Genomic DNA, 18,165 nt, shown 5'->3' with positions numbered 1-18,165 from the left:
ATGCCTCGCAGATCGACACGCGGCGGAAGAAGCTGCGCGACGACACCGAGGCGGCGAGCATTGCGCGAGCGGCATCGACACGTTCTGTCCGGTGATGCCGGCGAGTCAGACCGTGTGGGGTTGACGTACGTCGCTGTCGAAGCTGCGCGTGGCGCGCTGAACCGGATCTCTGTCGCGACAACAAAAAAACCCGGCTGAACCAGCCGGGCTTTTCGATTCCAGGAGTTCCAGAGGACGTTAGTTGGCAGCCGGGGTGAACTTCGAAACGATGGTCTCGACCGGCTTGAACGCCTGCTTGGCGAGGTCGCTGTAAAGGCCGGCGATCTTCTGCGATTCCGCAACGAAGGTCTCGTAGCTGGAACGGGCGAAGTCGGTCTGCGCTTCCACGGCCTTGTCCAGCGACTTCACGCCGGAAAGCTTCTCAACGAAGGACTTGGTGTCTTCAAACGACTTCTTGGTGTAGTCGCCATACGCGCTGGCGATCGCCTGGAGGCCATGCTGCATCGAGGTCGCGGAAGCAACGCACTGCTCGAACTGCTCTTTCCCGTAGCTCTGAAAGTCTTCAACCTTGAACATCTCGGAATCCTTTTTCCCTGGCTTTGGTCCGGAAGCCCCGGCTCCCTGACTCCGCCCAAAAATAGTGCAGCGCACAAAAAAGTCAAGAATCTTGTGCGCCGCACAAAATTAGATGCAAATCGCTGAAATTCCCGGGGTTTCCCGCAATGGTTCCTTAAGCTTTTGGAAACCGCGGACCCCTACCCTGATTCCCTGGACGTGTTCAGCTTCCGCGAATGGTCAAAAGCCGTTCGAGAACATCACCTTAGCCAGAACAGCGGCTCAGGCCCAACGTTTCCCGCAGCGAACACCAGCGGAGGGACAGCCTGGGCAGGTAATGATCCCAGGTCCTGTGGGCACAATTTCGCCTCACGGGCCGGTGATCAAGTCAGAAACGGGGACGGGGTTTCATGCTTCGTAAAAACTTGTCTTCCTCGCGCTTGGCGCGGGTTGGCGTTTTCGGGCTTCTTACGGTCACCGCCGTAGTGATCTTCACCACCGATGCTGCCGAGGCACGGCGTCACCGGCGCAATTACGCGCACCACCGGGTGCAGCGCGATGTGTCCGAGAGCTCCAGCCCGAAATTCGCATCGATCATCGTCGACGGCAATTCCGGCTCCGTGCTGCAGGCAACGAGCCCCGACGGAATCCGCCACCCCGCCTCGCTCACCAAGATCATGACGCTCTATCTGCTGTTCGAGCGCCTGGAGTCCGGCAGGATGAAGCTCGACACCGAGATGCCGGTGTCGCAGCACGCCGCCGATCAGGATCCGACCAAGCTGAACCTGCGTGCCGGCCAGACCATCCGCGTCGAGGACGCGATCAAGGGTCTCGTCACCCGCTCCGCCAATGACGCAGCTGTGGTAATCGCGGAAGCGATCGCCGGCGACGAGGACGACTTCGCCACGATGATGACGCGCAAGGCGCGCTCGCTCGGCATGTCCAAGACGGTCTACCGCAACGCCAACGGCCTTCCCAACGACGAGCAGGTCACGACCGCGCGCGACCAGGCCACGCTCGGCCGCGCCATCCAGGAGCGCTTCCCGCGCTACTACCGTTATTTCGCGACCTCGACGTTCAATTGGCGCGGACAGTCGATCCGCAACCATAACCACCTGCTCGGCAGCGTCGAGGGCGTCGACGGCATCAAGACCGGCTACACCCGCGCCTCCGGCTTCAACCTCGTGACCTCGATGCGCCGCGGCAACCGCCACCTGATCGGCGTGGTGCTCGGCGGCCGCAGCGGCGGCTCGCGCGACGCCATCATGCGCAACCTGCTCGCGGAGAACCTCGAGAAGGGCGCAACCACCCACACCGTCGTCGCCGTCACCGAGCGCAACGGCGCAGACGCCAATACCGATGTCGCCGATGCATCGGAGACCCCGGCCCGTCCGCAGGTCCAGCAGGCTGCGGCCGCCCCTGCCCCCGAAACGGCCCCGCAGCGCCTCGCCTCGCGCCTCTCTGCGCTGGCGGCTGCGACCGCCGCGATGCCGCCGGCTCAAGCGAGGCCGGACACCAGCAAGCCCGAGGTTCGGCCGACTGAATCCAGGATCGAGCCCGCGCCGCTCACCAATGGCGTGATCTCGAGCCAGCCGCTCTCCATCATCCCCGGCTCGTCCGAGCCCATGAAGCCGGTTCGGGTGAAGACGGTTCAGGTCAAGGCCGGCACCGTGAAGGTCGCCTCCGCCGCCCCGGCCCAGGTCGCACCGCAGGTCACGAGCACGGTTGCGGCCCGCTCCGACGTCGCGGAGACCTCCGGCGCCGTCGTCGCCCGCGCCGATCTCATCAACAAGCCCGAGATGGCGAGCCAGCCGGAAGCGCCGAAGGCCGAGCTCGCCCGCACCGAGATGCCCCGTCAGCCGGCGGGCTTCGGCACCGGCAATGGCATCCTCGGCGTGCTGCCCGCCGCAACGGCCGCCGCGCCCACTCCGGCTGCTGCGAAGCTCGCTTCAGCCGATCCGGTGCCGCAGCCGATCCAGATGAGCGCCACCACCAAGCCGGTCGTCACCCATAGCGGCTGGATCGTCCAGGTCGGCGCACTCGAGAGCGAGAACGAAGCCCAGCAGCGCATCGACGCCGCGCGCAGCTCGGCCCGCGGCCTGCTCAGCAAGGCCGACCCGTTCACCGAACCGGTCCTCGCCAAGGACAATCGCAAGCTTTACCGGGCCCGCTTCGCCGGGCTCGAGCGGGACCAGGCCGAAGCCGTCTGCCGCGCCCTGAAGCGCGCCGACATCTCCTGCATCACCGTCCGCAACTGATCTGTCGTACCGCTCCAATCAAAATGCCCGCGCCTTGCGCGGGCATTTTTGTTTGGGGGATGCGGCGATGCCAGTTCCGCGACAACCTCTCGTCAAGGATTTACGGTTAAAACTTTACTCAAGGGATCGACCACGCCGACAAAGGCGGGCATCGGGCGACGGCAAACAGAGCAAGCGGAGCTTACGCGGTACGGGCGTTTGTAGCGTAGTGCCGGAGTTAGCCGTTATGCGTGCGAAGCAGAGTATCCTTGGCCTCGTTCACACGGGCAGCGAGATACGTCGAGCCCCCCTGGTCGGGATGGAGTTTCTTCATCAGGGACTTGTGCGCCCGGCTGATGTCGTCGCGCCCCGCGCCCGGCTGCAGGCCAAGGATCTGATAGGCTTCCTCCGCCGTCATTTTGCCGCTCGGCGCCGTGCGGCGCTGCCGCCCTGCCGCATCGCCCTGCGCGTTCTGACGCCAAGCGGGAAACCGGCGGTCCAGATAGCTTTCAAGTAGGGCCACGCTCTCGGCGTCGAACGCCGGAGCCATCGCCAGCAGGCCAGCGAGATCGAACTCGTCGAGATTGCGCCCGGCGTGAGGACCGGCGACGATCTGGCCGGCGAGCTGACCCGAATCGTGGTCGAGCCGCATGTCCAGGAATTGCGAGCGTACGCGCGAGGCCTGTCCGGCCGGGCGCGTTGCGCCGCCGCCGAATAGCCCGCCGATATTGCCGAAGCCGGCATTCGCCAGCGGCGTCCAGCCCAGAAGCCCGGCGCCGAAAATCCCGAGCGGGATCGCCACCGCCAGCTCGCCCCGCAGGCCAGTGAACGCCGCGACCGCGAGCGCCACCACGCCGCCGCCGAACTTGATGGTGCGCGCCAGCACCGCCGGATTGGCGGAGCGGAACATCTGGAGCAGCAGATAAAGAGTGATAACGGCGATGGCGCCGGCGATCAGTGTCATGGCCGGAATATAGTCGCCCTCACGGCAAAATGCATGGCGTCCGTCTCCGACGCGGGCCGCTACTTCATCTGCCCGATCAGCTTGGCCGCACCGCTCGCACTCTTGGCGAGCTTCAACAGCGCCTCGCGTCCGCCGGCGGCATAAGCCGCGGCCGCGCGCAGCAGCTCGCGAAGCTGCGCCGCCGCGCCGGGATCGAACCGACACCAGGCCCCGCCGGTCAGCCGCGCGATCTCGCGAAAGGCCTGCTCGGCCACGGCGTCGGCGCCTTCCTGAAACACGAACACGGGGACCTTGAGCATGCCGAGCTCGCCGGCCTTGACGCAGAGCTCGTCGACCTTCTCCTCCATGGCATCGCCGACGAAGACGACCGCACGCACGCCCGAAGCGACCGCCTCGCGCCGCACGTCGCTCAGCACCTTGCCGATCTGGGTGTCGCCGCCGCGACAGTCGATCTTGCTCATCAGCGTCGCCAGCTTGGCGCTGTCGGAGATCCAGCCCGTGGCGCGACACTCGTTCAAGCCGCGATAGTAGACGAGCCGGATGTCGAGGCTGCCGATCGCTGCGGCCTCGCGGAACATGTCCGCCTGGAGCGCGCAGGCCATGTCCCAGGTCGGCTGCCGGCTCATCGTCGCATCCAGCGCGAAAATCAGCCGCCCCTTCGCGCCGGGGGCATGCGGCGACAGCGCACGCGCCTTGGCGACGAACGCGGCAATGTCCTCCGCGGTGCTGGCTTGAGGCAGCGTGCCGCCGGTTTGGCTCGAGACGGCATCACGGCCACGCGGTTTGACGGGTTCGCCGGACATCCCTGCTCGCTTCTTGCGTGAGCGGCTAATGTGGATAGCGCCTGCGGCCCGGTCAATGTGCAAAGCCTCCGCGGACGGATGCCGACGGAGGCTTTGCGGGTCGTGCAGACGATCGGAGCGGTGTCGGTGTCGGCTGGCGTCGGTGTCAGCTCTTGGCAGGCGCCATCAGAGCAACCGGACCGGGCTCCAGGATATTGGGCGGGGCCGAGCGCGTATCGACGGGCGCCACGGCGCTGTCGCCGTCGCTCAGGAACTTGTCGAGCATGCTCTGGATCGAGTTCTTGGCCGCATCCGGACCGGTGTCGCGCATGTCGTTGTGCTGGAATTCGGTCTTCACGACCTGGATGCCGGCCTTCTCGCATTCCTCGTCGGTCGGGATGACACCCGCGTCGGTCTTGAACTGCGGATCCTGCGAACGGAACGACAGGATCTTGAACTTGCCGGCGGTGACGAAGGGCACGCGCAGATTGTCGAGCGTGACGACCTTCTTGACCTCATCCGGATACTGCTTGGCGAAATACATCGTGATGTCGCCGCCCATGGAGTGGCCGACCATCGTCACCCTGTCGTAGTCGGCGTTAGGCTGAATCTTCTTCATCTCCTGCATGGCGAGATGGATGTTGGCAACGCCGCGCAGGATCTGCGGCAACCGGCCGACATAGAGCTCACCGGGCTTGGTCACCATGGGAGGATCGGTCGGCAAATCATGCTGCGGGCTTACGACCATATAGCCGCGCGCCGCGAAGATGTTGGCGAGGAAGCCGTACTCGGTATTCTTGACGGTGTTGCCGTGGTTGATCACGGCAACCGGCAGCGTGATCATGCCGGCATTGGCCTGCATTTCCTTGTCGCGGCGAACCGCGATATCGACAGGCACGGGACGGTTGTCGCGCGAGGCGTCGTAGAAGGTGACGGTCTCGTGCTTGATCGCCCACTTGCTCGCCGTAACATAGGCGACGCCGCAGAGGGCACTGACCGAAACCAGAACGGCAATTCCACGCTTCATTTTCGTCCTCAGCCTCAGGCTCTTGCGGCCTGAATCCCTGTTGAAAATCGTGTTCTTCCGGGGCTCTTCGGCCCCTGGTCGCCTATTCCCTAATATATGTCACAGCCGCGTGACAGGAAGCTTAAATATTGTGAACCTTCAGCCCTTTCATTGTGCGGCGCACGCGTTTCTTGGGCATCCCGTTCTCAGGCGGCTACGTCAGGTGGCAGGCTACCATCCGACGCAACCGGTCTCGATTGGCTTCTTTTCACGGTAAACACAGGGTGAAAACGGCCAAGCCCGCACTCAGTTCCGGCGGGAACCGGCAGCTTCAATCGGCCGGAAGTAGCGATATACCGCCGCCTCAGGCGCCGAGGATGTCGTGGACTTCGAGCGGTTTGTCGACCTGGCTGAACCACTCGGCGCGATTTGCCGCACGGCGGCGGCCGCGTTCGTCGAGCGGCAGCTTGAGCTGGCGAAGCAGGCCCGTCACCTCTTCCCGCGCGGTGAGATGGCCAAGGTTGGGCCGCATACCGAGTGTGGCCTCGTCGATCTCATCGAGAGCGGTCAGGCCGCGCGGAAAAAATTCGCGATAGACGACGCGCTCGGCGAAGCCGTCGACGTAGCGAAAGCCGAGCCGTAGCGACAAATCCTTGAGGCCCTCGGCGACGAGCTGCTTGTTGCGGGAGCCGAGCATCGACAGGCGGTTGCGCACGACGATCCAATCGGTGCTGGAGCCGTCGAGCTGGCGCCGCTTGCGCCTGACATCCCGCACCATCTCGGCATAGTGGCTCTCGCCCGTCACTGCGTAGTTGGCGGGATCGACGGTGCCGAGCACGTCGAAATCGAGGAAGCTGTCGTTGATCGGCGTGACCAGCGTGTCGGCCATCGAGTGCGCCAGGCGCATCAGATAGCTGTCGGTGCCCGGCGTATCGATGACGATGAAGTCGAAATTGCTCTCGACCGCCGAGACCGCCTCCATGAACTGCAGGAACTCGGAATTCTCGTTCTCGGCGATCTGCATGGTCTCGCCGAGCTTGATGCAGCGATGCACCGGCAGCTCGAGGCCGAGGCCGGTGCGGCGCGCCCAGGCGGAACGGTTGCCGATGTAGCGGGTAAAGCTCTGCTGACGGCAGTCGAGGTCGATAGTGGCGACGCGCTGGCCGGCCTTCAACAGCGCGACCGCGATGTGCAGGCCGGTGGTCGACTTGCCGGAGCCGCCTTTTTCGTTGCCGAGCACGACGACATGCGCCGAGCCGGATTGGCCTTGGCTAGCCTGCACAAGCATAGCGATCCTCAACACCCCTGATGAATATCTTCGAGTTGGCCGCGTCTGCGGTCAAGTGAAATGCGTGACAGCAAATGCAAATCGCAGCGCGCCGTGTTCGAAATGAATCACGGCGCCATCTCGCCTGTGATTCAGCCATGCCGCGACATCGTGCGCGGCCTCGCGCGGGATGCTGTGCCGCATCCGAATGCATGGCGTCCACGATCGGCGCTTGTTAAGGTTAGCCGGCCGGGCGCCGGGACGCGCCCGCTTCCCATTCCCAACCCTGTCGAGTCCTGATGTCACGAAGCCCCTTGATCGCCCGCACGGTCCCCGCCTTGCGACGCGCCGTCGACAATCTTCGCAAGCGAAAGGCCACGATCGCGCTGGTCCCGACCATGGGGGCCCTCCATGACGGGCATGTGTCGCTGGTGCGCCTCGCCAAGCGGCGCGCGAGTCGCGTCGTGGTGTCGATCTTCGTCAACCCGACCCAGTTCGCCCCGACCGAGGACTTTGGTGCCTATCCGCGCACCTGGAAGTCCGATCTCGCCAAGCTCGCCGCCGAGGACGTCGACATCGTCTGGCACCCCGGCGCCGAGGCGATGTATCCGGAAGGCTTTGCCACCCGCATCGTGCCGGAGGGGCCGGCGCTGGCCGGCCTCGAGGACCGCTTCAGGCCGCACTTCTTCGGCGGCGTCGCCACCGTCGTCGGCAAGCTGTTCACGCAGTGCCGGCCGGATGTCGCGATCTTCGGCGAGAAGGACTTTCAGCAGTTGCGGGTGGTGACGCAGATGGCGCGCGACCTCGACCTCGGCGTCAAGGTGACCGGCTCCCGCACCGTGCGCGAGCGCGACGGGCTCGCGATGTCTTCGCGCAACGTCTATCTTTCGCCGGAGGAGCGGCAGACCGCGACCACGCTTTACCGCGCCATGAAGGACAGCGCCGGGCGCATCCGTGCCGGCGAAGCGATCGCATCCGCGATGGCGCGCGGCGCCGGGATGATCACGGCGGCCGGCTTTGTGCTCGACTATTTCGAGGCGCGCCATGCCGAGACGCTCGCGCCAGTCACCTCGCGCAAGGACGGCCCGTTGCGGATCCTGGTGGCGGCCAAGCTCGGCACGACCCGGCTGATCGACAATATCGCGGTGTAACCGGCAGGGTCGATCTTGCGCGTTCCCTCGCCCGCATGGATGATCGGCGCGAGGAAACGAGCCGGCCGGCAGGGGCATGTCATTCATCCGCACGATGATCGTGAACGGCGTGCTGGCGCTTGTCGCCGCGACTGCCGCCCAGGCACAACAGCGCCCGCCGATCGGCCTGTACGGGTCGCCGCCCGATGCGATGATCTTCTACGTCGCCCACGGCGCGGCCGGGGCCTGCGGACCGGGCTGCTCCGACTGGATCGCCGCCGAGGGCACGGTGCAATGGGACAGCTACAAGCGGCTGATCGCGATTCTCGATCGCCAGGCGGGACACAAGCTGCCGCTCGTCATCCATAGCTGGGGCGGCTCCAACCTCAATGTTGCGGTCAGCATGGGCCGCATCCTGCGCGACCGCGGCCTGGATGCCACCGCCGGCGCGACCGAGGTCGAGGCCTGCGCCGGCAAGCCGGAGGCCGATTGTTTTGCGCTGAAGCGCCCGGGCGGGCCGCTCGATGCCAAGGTGTCCTTGCCGGATCCGGCGTGCGATTTCGCGTGCGTCCTCATGCTCGCCGGCGGGGTGCATCGCAGCCTCCCGCAAGGTGCGACAGTGGTGCTGGCCGGCCGCTCCATCCGCAATCGCCGCGCGCCCAACGTGGCGCCCGAACAGCGCGAGAGCCTGACGGCGATCTTTGGCGAGCAGTATCGCAAGTACCTACACGAGATGGGCGTCGAGCCCGAACTGGTCGACATCATCGACGCCATCGGCGAAGGCGGACGTCCGGTCGTGATGCCGCCCTCCGACTGGGCGCGGCTGCACATCGTCACGCCGCCATGAGCGGCCGCGTCAGAGCAGTCCGAGATCGCGCAGTTCGCGCCGCATCGGCTCCGGCATCGCCGCGATCGAGCCGGCGGCCGACTTGCCGAGATCGGGCGGCACGGAATCATCGCTGAGATAGCGCCAGCCCTGGAACGGCCGCATCGGCCGCGGCGACACCGTGATCACCTTCGGCTGCATCACGATCCGGCAACGGCCGATGCCGTCCTTGTCGCGGAACGGCTCGATGCCGATGATCTTTTCACGCGCGGCGATCTCGCCCTTGATCACCCAGTAGAGCGATCCGCCCGCCAGGATCTCGGCGTCGCGCTTGGGCACCATGCGGGTGATGTGGATGTGATGTTGCGGCAGACCCTTCTTCTTGGCGGTCTGCATCCGTTCGGCGACCCACCCCTTCAATTCCTTGACGGAGTCGCAGCCGACGGCGAGCTTGATCAGATGTAGCGGCATGCCCCCAGCATTAGCCGGGCAGCCACGCATTTGGAATGCCGAACTATTCGTTATCCGCAGCTGCAGGAGCCGGGGCCGGAGCCGGCGGGGCGAGCGGAACCGGTGCTGCGGCCGGCGCACGCGCGGCCTTCGGTGCCGGCGGCTTCTTCGCAGCCGGCGCCGCTGGAGCAGCGGCCTGCGCCGAGGTCGGAGCGGACGCGCGCGGCGCCGCGGCTGCGCCTCCGACGGGTGTCGCCTGTCGCACCGCCGCCGTGGGCGGCTCCGGATTCATGATGCTCACCGGCGGCGTCGATGACGCGCTCGGGAACTCCGCATTGGTCGGCCTGCCCGTCGGCATCGATGGCGGCATCCCGGCAAGCGCCGCGGTGGCCGGCATCGCCGGGGCCGTTGCGGGCGCGTTCCAGCCCGGCGAATAGCGTGCGACCAGCGTGTCGTAGAGATGGGAATCCATGTTGGCGGCGACCCGCTGCTGATCGGTCAGCGAGCGGAAGGCGGGGCAGTCGAACTGTGTGCAGCCGTCGCGCGCAACCAGCACCTGCGCGACGAGGCCGTAGCGGTCGCGCTCTAGCGCCTTGCGCAGCACCTTCATGTCCAGCGTCAGGCTCCTCTCGGCGGTCGCGGCATCGCCGAGCGCGGTGAGCCGGTCGATCCGTGCGGCGGTGTAGGAGACGGCCGCAGCCGCTGCGTCAGGCGAGCCGAACAGCGCCTTCTCGCAACCAATCGCCACGGCATTGCCGGCGAGATCGTCGAGACAGGACAGCGCCGGCAGGCTGGCGACGACCGCGCTCTGCGCGCGCGCCTCGCCCGGCGGCGCCTCCTCCGCCGGACCATAGACGCGCACGGTGGCAGCCACGGCGATGGCAATGGAAAGCAGCGTGATGACAGTCAGCGCGCCGTTGGCAACCGATCTTTCGGCGCGCACCAGCGTAATCAGGAGAATCAGGCCGAGGAAGCCGGCGGCTACCAGGATCATCCACATCGGAAAGGCCTGCGGGCGCGAGATTTGGTCGAACGAAGTGGCCCATGCCCAGTTCATGCGCGACGCCCCCTCACGCGAGCAAAGAGCGAATGGTCAAAGCGAGCCCCCGCGAGTCGGCAACTGCCCCCGGTTCACCATGTCGAGGCGAAGGGGGCCTTTTGACGGCGAGCGAAGCGAATTCCTTCGCGATGTCAACGCGCGGCACCGTCATCCGTCAGGATTGGGCGAGCTGGCTTTCCTTGGCGACGCGCTCGAACGCTTCAGTCGAACTCTTGATGCGGTACTGGCAGTCGTCGCCATCCGTCGGCAGCAGGCGGATGATCTCGTATGAGCCACTCGCAGCCGGGCGCGCGACGTTGCTGGCAGTGAACAGTACGCGCGTTCCCACGGGGAATTTATGCTTCAACGCCCATCTCCATGACTCAAACAGCGCCGGCCGTGCCCAGGGTCCCACTGCGTCGGACCGGCTGAAAACCCGGCGTGACATATAGCACGCAATGCGGCGTTTTGGCCAGCGGTATACAGGCATGGCAAATAGGCCGATCCGGCAGTATTTTCAGGACGATAGTGCGGGAACTCGTGGGTGGAGGATACCGCTGGAACGGGGTCCCTCAGGCGGCGCGGGGCAGATGCCCCTCCGGGCTTGCCTGGTCCACGGCCTTGGGCAGTTCCTGGTCCAGAATCTGGCCGAGCTGGTCGACCGGGATGTTGTAGCGCGCCGCGAGCTGCCGAACCGTGTCGCTGCCGAGCACCGCGCGGAGCTGGTCAGCCGAGATCGGCAGGTTCTGGCCGTTGCCGAGCCAGGATTTGACCTGGTCACCGAAGCCGGACTGCTGGAGCTTCGCGACGATCGCGCTGAGGCCGCCCTGATTGTTGCTGCCAAGCACCTCGTTCAGCACCGCCGGCAGGACCGCGGCGCCGAGCTGGCCGAGCGCGCTGCGAAGCGCCGGGTTGTTTTCCAGCGAGTCCAGAATTCCCATGACCGTACCCTCTCCCAAGCGGTCCTTCCGCCGCGATTGAGCGCCGCCAGCCTGCACATCGTCAAGCGGCGCCCGATCACGTTCGCGGGTCAGACGTTCTCGAATTTCTCGATGACGAGCGTTTCGGCGATCCCGTCGCGGGTCCATTCCTGGAACGCCGGCAACGCCATCATCGTGTCCATGTAGGCCCTGGTCTCCGGCGTGACCTCGATCGCGTAGGTGCGGAAACGGTGCACGACCGGGGCGTACATCGCATCCGCCGCACCGAAGCGGCCGAACAGGAACGGTCCCTTGGCACCGTAGCGCGCCCGGCACTCCCGCCAGATCTCCTGCACGCGGGCGATGTTGGCCCTGGCGTCCGCCGACAGCGTCACGGCGCCCACGGGGCGGTGCAGGTTCATACCGCATTCGTTGCGCAAGGCCATGAAGCCGGAATGCATCTCGGCGCACACCGAACGGGCGTGCGCGCGGGCGGCCACATCGTTCGGCCACAGCTTCGCGTCCGGATAGCGCTCGGCGAGGTACTCGATGATGCTGAGCGAATCCCACACCGTGATGTCGCCGTCGACCAGCACCGGCACCTTGCCGGCGCGGCTGAAGGACAGGATCTGATCCTTGTCCGCGGGATTATCCGTGTAGAGCGGAATGACGGTCTCGACGAACGGGATGTCATTGGCGCGCAGTGCGAGCCATGGCCGCATCGACCACGACGAGTAGTTCTTGTTTCCGATCGCGAGCTTGAGCGCTGCCATGTCGCTGGTCCTTCCCTAGGTCCTTTGGATGCGGCTGCTTTTAGCGCCATCGCCTGCTGCCAATCAATCGTTGCCGCACCCGGCCGCGCATGGCAATCGTTGCGATCTTCGCGAGGAGTGAGACATGGGCAGGCATTGGGTCGACATCACCGCGGTCGGCTTCTTCATCATCGAATGGCTGGTCTATGCCCTGACGCTGGAGCACTCGGCCTATGGCCGCGACAGCCTGTCGGCGCGCATGAACCGCTATCGCGAGGTCTGGGTCCGCCGCCTGCTCGACCGCGACACCCGTATGGTCGACATGCAGATCATGGCCTCGCTCCAGAACGGCACCGCCTTCTTCGCTTCCACCAGCCTGTTCGCGCTCGGCGGCGCGCTGGCGCTGCTGCATGCCACCAACGACGCCATCACCATCCTCGCCAAGCTGCCGATCGATCTCAGCCCCTCGCCCGCGCTGTGGGAGCTGAAATGCGTCGGCCTCGTGCTGATCTGCGTCTACGCCTTCTTCAAATTCGCCTGGGCCTATCGCCTGTTCAACTATGTCGCGATCCTGTTCGGCGGCATGCCGCCGGCTGACCGGCGCGACACGCCCGAGGCCGAGGCCCACGTCATCCGCACCTCGCGCCTGTTCGAATCCGCCGGCCGCCACTTCAACCGCGGCCAGCGCGCCTTCTTCTTCGCACTCGGCTATCTCGGCTGGTTCGTCAGCCCCTGGGTGCTGTTCGTGACCACGGCGGCGGTGGTGATCGTGACCTGGCGAAGGCAGTTCGCATCGAGCGCATGGGCAGCGATGGCGCCGGAGGAGACGGATGGTGCGGAGACGCGGACGCGCGGTTATTGAGGCATCTGCTGCGCGCGAGCGAAGGGAGGCACGCGTTTTCTCCACACCGTCACTGCGAGCGCAGCGAAGCACTCCAGAATCTTTTTACGGTGACGGTCTGGATTGCTTCGCTATGTTGGCAATGACGACACGACTGGCTCCGTCATCCCAAGACGCGAGGCTCGCCCACTCGGCGATATCCCGGCCTACTTCCTGCGCATCGTCCCGGACCGGCAATCGAATCTGGCCACGGGCCGATCCATCTGCCAGAGCTCCACGTCGCGACCGTCGACGAGCCGCTCCGCGGAGCTGATCGCGGCTTCATCATCGATGCAATCCATGTGGATCATTCTGATGGGACGATCGTGTAGTCCCACGATCAATGCACGGTAAGCGGACATTCTTGTCTCCAGGTAAGGCGCGATAGCACGCGCGGGCCGGAAGAATGGCGCTGACGGCATTTGAATGCGATGGGGAGTGCATCGTCTGTTTATAAGCGCGGCATAAGTTGTCGGCAGCGCGCGGCCGAGGCCGGTCCTATGCCGATCCTATGCCGATCCTATGCAACCGCGATCGCGCCAATCTCGAAATCATACAGCATCCAGCACCATATCCGCTCCGTCGCGCAAGCTCGCGCGGCGTAGCGAACTGGTGAAATGATGTCGAATTCAGGGGTCAGCGACAGGATCATCGATCCGATGATGGCCATCGCGAACTGCTCGACGCGGCAACGCATCGTCGTGGTCGGCGCAAAGAGCATGGAATTGGTGATTGAGCTGCATCGTCGCGGTTATCTGCTGGCAGCGGCGGCAGGCAATTGCGGCCGGCCGGCAGGTCAATATGAAGTCGCGCTCGTGGATTGGCGGCGACGCACGCTTCACGCACTCGATGCGACAGTGGATTGGCTCGACGATTTCCTGAGCCCCCGCGCCGTGCTGGTGATCTGGCTCGACGCGCAGAAGGCAGCTGCGAAGGACACTCTTCGTGCCGCAGTAACGAAGCGCGGCTTCGTCGTCCTGCAGGGCGCCGAGCATCCATGTGGCAGCGTGCTTCTGGCACGGCGCTCCGAGGCCATCCCCCTTCGGCAGGCCGCGTGAACATCCCCCGGAACTCATGGATTCGATCCGATGCCAAAATCGAAAATTCGACGCGCCGTCATTCGCGAGTGGATGGCTCTCGCACCGGCGCAGCGACGCTCCGCCGAGCAGGCCGGCGCGTTTGCACGGCGCAGCATCGAAAGACATAGCTTGCCACGCAGCCGGAGAACGCCGCAGGCCGTGATCATGGCATGGCTGATGCCGCGAACCGGGAGGCCTTAGCTCGCAGGATGGGTAGACTGGAGCGAGCCGCCTATCCTCCGCCAAAATCCCGCGGTGAGAACGGCAGGTCTAATATCTTCCATTCGCCATACTTGTCGGCCGGCAGCATCTTGTAGGGCTGGCAGGCCTGCAGCGCTGCGGTCGCGGACTTCACGATGGCCACCCCCTTCGCGGATGGCGGAGCTTCGATCAGGATCGGCGGGCGCGCCAGCGTGCCGTCGGTGGCGAACACCGTGCGCAGCTTGATGTTGACGTTGTCGGTCGGGTCGACGCCGGCCGGCAGTTTGGCGCAGCTCTTCAGGTGGCGACGCAGCGCGGCGATGACCTCGGGTGGCAGCTTGGCTGCGATCGAATCCTTGGCATCGCCGCCATCGTCCTTGGGGGCGTCTTTCGGCAGCTCCAGCGGCAATTCCGGCGGCAGACCCAGCATGACGCCGTACTTGACCGTCACGTCAGGCTCCGGCGCCTGATAGGCCGGCGGCGCGGCCTGTGGCTGCTGCATCGCTTGCGGCGGCGGCTGTTGCGACGGCGGCTGCGGCATCGCCTGGGGCGGCGGTTGTTGCTGGGGTTGCGGAGGCGGCTGTTGCGACGGCTGCGGCTGTTGAGGCTGCGGCTGCACATTGGCCTCCCGCTGCTTCGGTGCCTGTGAGGGTTGCGGCTGCTTCTGCTGCGGTTCAGGCGAGGCCTGCGGTGACGGCGATGGCGCCGCGGCCTGCTGCTTGGTCGCAGGCTTCGGCGCGGCCTCCGCCTTGTCCTTGTCGGTGAAATCCAGCTTCGGCAGTTTCAGGTCCGGCAGCGGCTCCGGCGGCTTCTCCTTCGCCTGCTCCTGAGCCTTGTCCTCGGCCTTGGCCTCCTCCTCCTTCACCTGCTCCGGTGTGACGATGTCCACCGAAACAGTCTCGGGCGCCGCGGCGTGAAACGGATGGACTTCGCTGATCAGGATGATCAGCGCCACCAGCGTCAGATGCGCGACCGCCGACGCTGCAATGTCCGTCCGTATGATCTTCCGCAGTTCCATCGATCGATCTTGGGTTGCCACGCCGGTCCTAGCATACAGCGGCCCCCTCTCAATCCCATTTTGGCGCGAAGCCGAAATCGGTCAGGCGGCCCTTGGGATTTGCCAGCGCGGCGATCTGGGCCATCTCGTCGTCCGAGAGCTCGAAATCGAAAATATCGATGTTTTCCGACGGACGTTCGACGCGCGAGGTGCGCGGGATCGCAGCGACATTCTGTTGCACCAGCCAGCGCAGGCAGATTTGTGCCGGCGTCTTGCGATGCGCGCGGCCGAGCCCGGCGAGCGTCTGGTCGGCCTTGACGCGTCCCCTGGCGATCGGGCTGTAGGCGACCAGCGCGAGGCCATGCTGGTCGCAGGCTGCCCTCACCTTCGTCTGGTCGAGATAAGGATGATATTCGACCTGGTTGCAGACGAGCGGCTCCGGCGAGAGCGCCACCGCCTGCTCGATCAGCGCCACGGTGAAATTGGAAACGCCGATGTGGCGGGTCAGGCCCATGCGCTTGGCGTGCGACAGCGCACCCAGCGTCTCCTCCAGCGGCACGTGCGAATTGGGCCAGTGCAACAGCAGGAGATCGACGGAGGAGAGCCGCATGCGGGCCAGGCTCTCCTTGACCGAGCGTTCGAGATCATGAGGCGCGAAATGGTTGGTCCAGACCTTTGTCGTGAGGAAGATGTCGTCGCGACGCACGCCGGAGCCGCGCAGGCCATCGCCGACCTCGCGCTCATTGTCGTAGACCTGCGCAGTGTCGATGTGGCGATACCCGAGCCGCAGCGCCTGCTCGACCACGCGGCCGCAAGCGCGCCCGCTCAGCTCCCAGGTCCCGAGCCCGATCGCCGGTATCCTTGCGCCATTGGCCTCGACGAACAGCATGAGGAATCCTCTCTGTTGCGATCGCCTCAAAACATCATCCGGCGCTATTATGGACCCGGCCCGTGACAGTGCCAACGGACGACGCCGGCGCCGGACCGGATATTCAGGGCAATGCTAACGGGAGGTTCGCGCCCGACCTCGACGTCAGGCTTTGGCGAGCGCCCGGAACACGGTGTCCGGCGCATGCGCGATCACGGCGAGCAGCGCGCGGGCGGGTCCTCGCGGGGCGCGCTTGCCCTGCTCCCAGTTGCGGATCGTCTCGACGGGAACGCCGAGCTTGGCGGCGAACTCCATCTGGGTGAGGCAGGCGCGACGGCGCAGAGCGCGCACCGCAAGCGAGCTGGCATCTTCGCCAGGGGCGGCATTGGCCGCCGGCTGGACCGGCAATGGCTGGACTGGAAACGGCTGGACCGGAAGCTCCTGCCCATCCCGCAACTCGACGACCCGTCCGTCCGCCTTCAGCCGCAACCGCATGTTCATTCCCCCAAGCACGGGCAATGATGCAGCAGGTCGCTTAAGTTCGGATTAAAGATGATGGTGGGCGAAGACGGTCTCGTGCCTCGGACGCAGCGCAGCGCGCAGCGGTGTGCTGCTGAGCCGGGGCCCATTTCGCCACCACGTGCCGTGCTGCTTTCTGGGTCCCGGTTCTGCGCAGCAACGCGAAGGGCGTTGCAGCGCGCCCGGGACACGCGAGGACATAGCGCGCCTTACCTCAACCCGAACCACAGCGTCGCGATGCCGAGGAAGGAGAAGAAGCCGACGACGTCGGTCACCGTCGTGACGAACGTGCCTGACGCGACCGCCGGATCGGCCCTGACACGTTCGAGCGCCATCGGGATCAGGATGCCGCCGAGCGCGCCGGCGACGAGGTTGCAGATGATCGCAAGCCCGATGACGATGCCGAGGCCCGGGATCTTGAACCAGGCCACCGCCGCGATGCCCGTGATCAAGGCGAAGGCAAGGCCGTTGACGAGCCCGACCAGGCCTTCGCGCATCACCACGCGCCAGGCGTTGGAGGAGCCGAGCTCGCGCGTCGCAAGCGCGCGCACCGCGACCGTCATGGTCTGGGTCGCGGCATTGCCGCCCTGGCTCGCGACGATCGGCGCCAGCACCGCGAGCGCGACCATCTTCTCGAGCTGCCCCTCGAACAGGCCGAGCACCGAGGATGCAAGAAAGGCGGTGGCGAGATTGACCAGCAGCCAGTTGAACCGCGCCCGCGCAATGGTGAACACGGTATCGGAGAGCTCTTCGTCGCTGTTGACGCCACCGAGCGCCTTGAGGTCCTCGTCCGCCTCCTCCTCGATCACGTCGACGACGTCGTCGACGGTGATGACGCCGACCAGGCGATCCTGGGTGTCGAGCACCGGTGCCGCGACGAGATTGTACTTGCCGAACATGCGCGCCACCTCCTCCTGGTCCTCCAGGACGGAGACGCGGCGGCGATCCTCGTCGGTCAGCTCGGCAAGCGCCACCGGGCGGCGGGCGCGGAGCAGGACGTCGAGCGAGACCGCACCCTGCCAGTGCTGGTCCTTGTCCACGACGTAGATCTCGTAGAAGCGGTCGGGCAGATCCGGCGTCTCGCGCATGTAGTCGATCGCCTGCCCGACGGTGAAATCCTGCGGCACCGCGATGAACTCGGTCTGCATCCGGCGGCCGGCGGAATTTTCGGGATAAAGCAGGCTGCGCTCGAGCGCGACGCGCTCCTGCAACGGCAGCTTCTCGAGGATCTCCTCCTGCTCCGCCTCGTCGAGGGTTTCCAGCAGCTCGACCGCGTCGTCGGATTCGAGCTCGCGGACGCCTTCCGCAACGGTCTCCGGCGGCAGCTCCTCGAGGATCTCCTCGCGCACGCCCTCGTCGAGCTCGTTCAGTGCCGAGAAGTCGAAGTCGCGCCCGGTCAGCTCGACCAGGCGAACGCGGTGGTCGGGCGCGAGAGCTCCGATCAGATCGCCGAGATCCGCCTCGTGCAGCTCGGCAACGCAGGCGCGCAGCGCGGCGCTGTCGCCGGCCTCGATCGCATGGGCAATCTCCTCGACGAATTCGTGACGAATTTCGCCGTCTTCATTGCGCATCGGAACGTGGTCGAGTACCGAGGCCTCGGCGGATGGGGCACCGTCCATATGTTCATCCATGGCGCGCCTCGCCGTTTGACAGGTTGGAACGAGTGGTCTGAGCTGACGGTCAGGCAATACCC

The 18,165-nt window shown here is 65.8% G+C and carries 20 protein-coding genes; 5 read left to right on the top strand and 15 right to left on the bottom strand.

Annotated features, from left to right (window positions below; translation table 11 throughout):
• Positions 1 to 237 precede the first annotated feature (237 nt).
• On the bottom strand, positions 238 to 576 hold the full coding sequence (locus tag QJT78_RS20140; RefSeq protein WP_014494653.1) for a phasin family protein: 339 nt from the start codon (positions 574 to 576) through the stop codon (positions 238 to 240).
• Positions 577 to 965: 389 nt separating this feature from the next.
• Here QJT78_RS20140 and QJT78_RS20135 point away from each other — a divergent pair, with 389 nt between their 5' ends.
• Entirely contained in the window at positions 966 to 2,813 is a 1,848-nt protein-coding gene (locus QJT78_RS20135; RefSeq protein WP_028150541.1) for a D-alanyl-D-alanine carboxypeptidase, read from the top strand.
• 217 nt (positions 2,814 to 3,030) lie between these two features.
• Here the strand turns inward: QJT78_RS20135 and QJT78_RS20130 are convergent, their stop codons facing one another.
• The 4 genes from QJT78_RS20130 to QJT78_RS20115 all read right to left on the bottom strand — a co-directional run bounded on the left by QJT78_RS20130 (position 3,031) and on the right by QJT78_RS20115 (position 6,832).
• Complete coding sequence (locus QJT78_RS20130; RefSeq protein ID WP_028150540.1) at positions 3,031 to 3,756, bottom strand: DnaJ domain-containing protein; 726 nt, start codon at positions 3,754 to 3,756, stop codon at positions 3,031 to 3,033.
• A 59-nt stretch (positions 3,757 to 3,815) separates the two neighbouring features.
• Positions 3,816 to 4,559 (bottom strand): hypothetical protein, encoded by a 744-nt coding sequence (locus QJT78_RS20125; protein ID WP_028150539.1) that lies wholly within the window; start codon positions 4,557 to 4,559, stop codon positions 3,816 to 3,818.
• A gap of 145 nt (positions 4,560 to 4,704) precedes the next feature.
• Positions 4,705 to 5,565, bottom strand: coding sequence for an alpha/beta fold hydrolase (locus QJT78_RS20120; RefSeq protein WP_028150538.1), 861 nt, complete (start codon positions 5,563 to 5,565; stop codon positions 4,705 to 4,707).
• A 343-nt stretch (positions 5,566 to 5,908) separates the two neighbouring features.
• A complete protein-coding gene (locus QJT78_RS20115) occupies positions 5,909 to 6,832 on the bottom strand; it encodes a division plane positioning ATPase MipZ (RefSeq protein WP_038944176.1) in 924 nt (307 codons plus the stop codon).
• Between the two features lie 278 nt (positions 6,833 to 7,110).
• On the opposite strand from QJT78_RS20115, the gene panC reads away from it, so the two are divergent.
• The gene (gene panC / locus QJT78_RS20110; RefSeq protein WP_028150537.1) at positions 7,111 to 7,962 is read left to right on the top strand and encodes a pantoate--beta-alanine ligase; all 852 of its coding nucleotides are present in this window, start codon (positions 7,111 to 7,113) and stop codon (positions 7,960 to 7,962) included.
• Between the two features lie 76 nt (positions 7,963 to 8,038).
• Positions 8,039 to 8,788, top strand: a complete 750-nt coding sequence (locus QJT78_RS20105; RefSeq protein WP_038944177.1) for a hypothetical protein — start codon at positions 8,039 to 8,041, stop codon at positions 8,786 to 8,788.
• Positions 8,789 to 8,797: 9 nt separating this feature from the next.
• Here the strand turns inward: QJT78_RS20105 and QJT78_RS20100 are convergent, their stop codons facing one another.
• The 5 genes from QJT78_RS20100 to QJT78_RS20080 all read right to left on the bottom strand — a co-directional run bounded on the left by QJT78_RS20100 (position 8,798) and on the right by QJT78_RS20080 (position 11,949).
• Complete coding sequence (locus QJT78_RS20100) at positions 8,798 to 9,238, bottom strand: DUF1489 domain-containing protein (RefSeq protein WP_028150535.1); 441 nt, start codon at positions 9,236 to 9,238, stop codon at positions 8,798 to 8,800.
• 43 nt (positions 9,239 to 9,281) lie between these two features.
• Positions 9,282 to 10,274, bottom strand: coding sequence for a hypothetical protein (locus QJT78_RS20095; protein ID WP_028150534.1), 993 nt, complete (start codon positions 10,272 to 10,274; stop codon positions 9,282 to 9,284).
• A 157-nt stretch (positions 10,275 to 10,431) separates the two neighbouring features.
• The gene (locus tag QJT78_RS20090; protein WP_014494643.1) at positions 10,432 to 10,623 is read right to left on the bottom strand and encodes a hypothetical protein; all 192 of its coding nucleotides are present in this window, start codon (positions 10,621 to 10,623) and stop codon (positions 10,432 to 10,434) included.
• A gap of 205 nt (positions 10,624 to 10,828) precedes the next feature.
• Entirely contained in the window at positions 10,829 to 11,344 is a 516-nt protein-coding gene (locus QJT78_RS20085) for a YidB family protein (protein WP_335337549.1), read from the bottom strand.
• Positions 11,287 to 11,949, bottom strand: coding sequence for a glutathione S-transferase family protein (locus tag QJT78_RS20080; RefSeq protein ID WP_028150532.1), 663 nt, complete (start codon positions 11,947 to 11,949; stop codon positions 11,287 to 11,289). The genes QJT78_RS20085 and QJT78_RS20080 overlap by 58 nt, the downstream gene beginning before the upstream one ends.
• Before the next feature lie 124 nt (positions 11,950 to 12,073).
• On the opposite strand from QJT78_RS20080, the gene QJT78_RS20075 reads away from it, so the two are divergent.
• On the top strand, positions 12,074 to 12,790 hold the full coding sequence (locus QJT78_RS20075; protein ID WP_028150531.1) for a DUF599 domain-containing protein: 717 nt from the start codon (positions 12,074 to 12,076) through the stop codon (positions 12,788 to 12,790).
• 538 nt (positions 12,791 to 13,328) lie between these two features.
• Here the strand turns inward: QJT78_RS20075 and QJT78_RS20070 are convergent.
• Positions 13,329 to 13,478, bottom strand: a complete 150-nt coding sequence (locus tag QJT78_RS20070) for a hypothetical protein (RefSeq protein WP_155257864.1) — start codon at positions 13,476 to 13,478, stop codon at positions 13,329 to 13,331.
• Between QJT78_RS20070 and QJT78_RS20065 the strand changes: the two genes are divergently transcribed.
• A complete protein-coding gene (locus QJT78_RS20065; protein WP_135214881.1) occupies positions 13,468 to 13,866 on the top strand; it encodes a hypothetical protein in 399 nt (132 codons plus the stop codon). The two genes, QJT78_RS20070 and QJT78_RS20065, sit on opposite strands and share 11 nt — an antisense overlap.
• Before the next feature lie 253 nt (positions 13,867 to 14,119).
• Here the strand turns inward: QJT78_RS20065 and QJT78_RS20060 are convergent, their stop codons facing one another.
• From QJT78_RS20060 to mgtE, 4 genes are all read right to left on the bottom strand, one after another.
• On the bottom strand, positions 14,120 to 15,106 hold the full coding sequence (locus tag QJT78_RS20060; RefSeq protein ID WP_028150527.1) for a hypothetical protein: 987 nt from the start codon (positions 15,104 to 15,106) through the stop codon (positions 14,120 to 14,122).
• 49 nt (positions 15,107 to 15,155) lie between these two features.
• A complete protein-coding gene (locus tag QJT78_RS20055) occupies positions 15,156 to 15,974 on the bottom strand; it encodes an aldo/keto reductase (protein ID WP_028150526.1) in 819 nt (272 codons plus the stop codon).
• Between the two features lie 144 nt (positions 15,975 to 16,118).
• On the bottom strand, positions 16,119 to 16,454 hold the full coding sequence (locus QJT78_RS20050) for a helix-turn-helix domain-containing protein (RefSeq protein WP_028150525.1): 336 nt from the start codon (positions 16,452 to 16,454) through the stop codon (positions 16,119 to 16,121).
• A gap of 227 nt (positions 16,455 to 16,681) precedes the next feature.
• The gene (gene mgtE, locus QJT78_RS20045; protein WP_028150524.1) at positions 16,682 to 18,103 is read right to left on the bottom strand and encodes a magnesium transporter; all 1,422 of its coding nucleotides are present in this window, start codon (positions 18,101 to 18,103) and stop codon (positions 16,682 to 16,684) included.
• Positions 18,104 to 18,165 lie beyond the last annotated feature (62 nt).

It is taken from the genome of Bradyrhizobium sp. Mp27, assembly GCF_029953005.1.
Lineage (GTDB): Bacteria > Pseudomonadota > Alphaproteobacteria > Rhizobiales > Xanthobacteraceae > Bradyrhizobium > Bradyrhizobium barranii.
The sequence above is the reverse complement of the archived record's forward strand: the minus strand, read 5'-3'. Positions and strand labels throughout refer to the sequence as shown.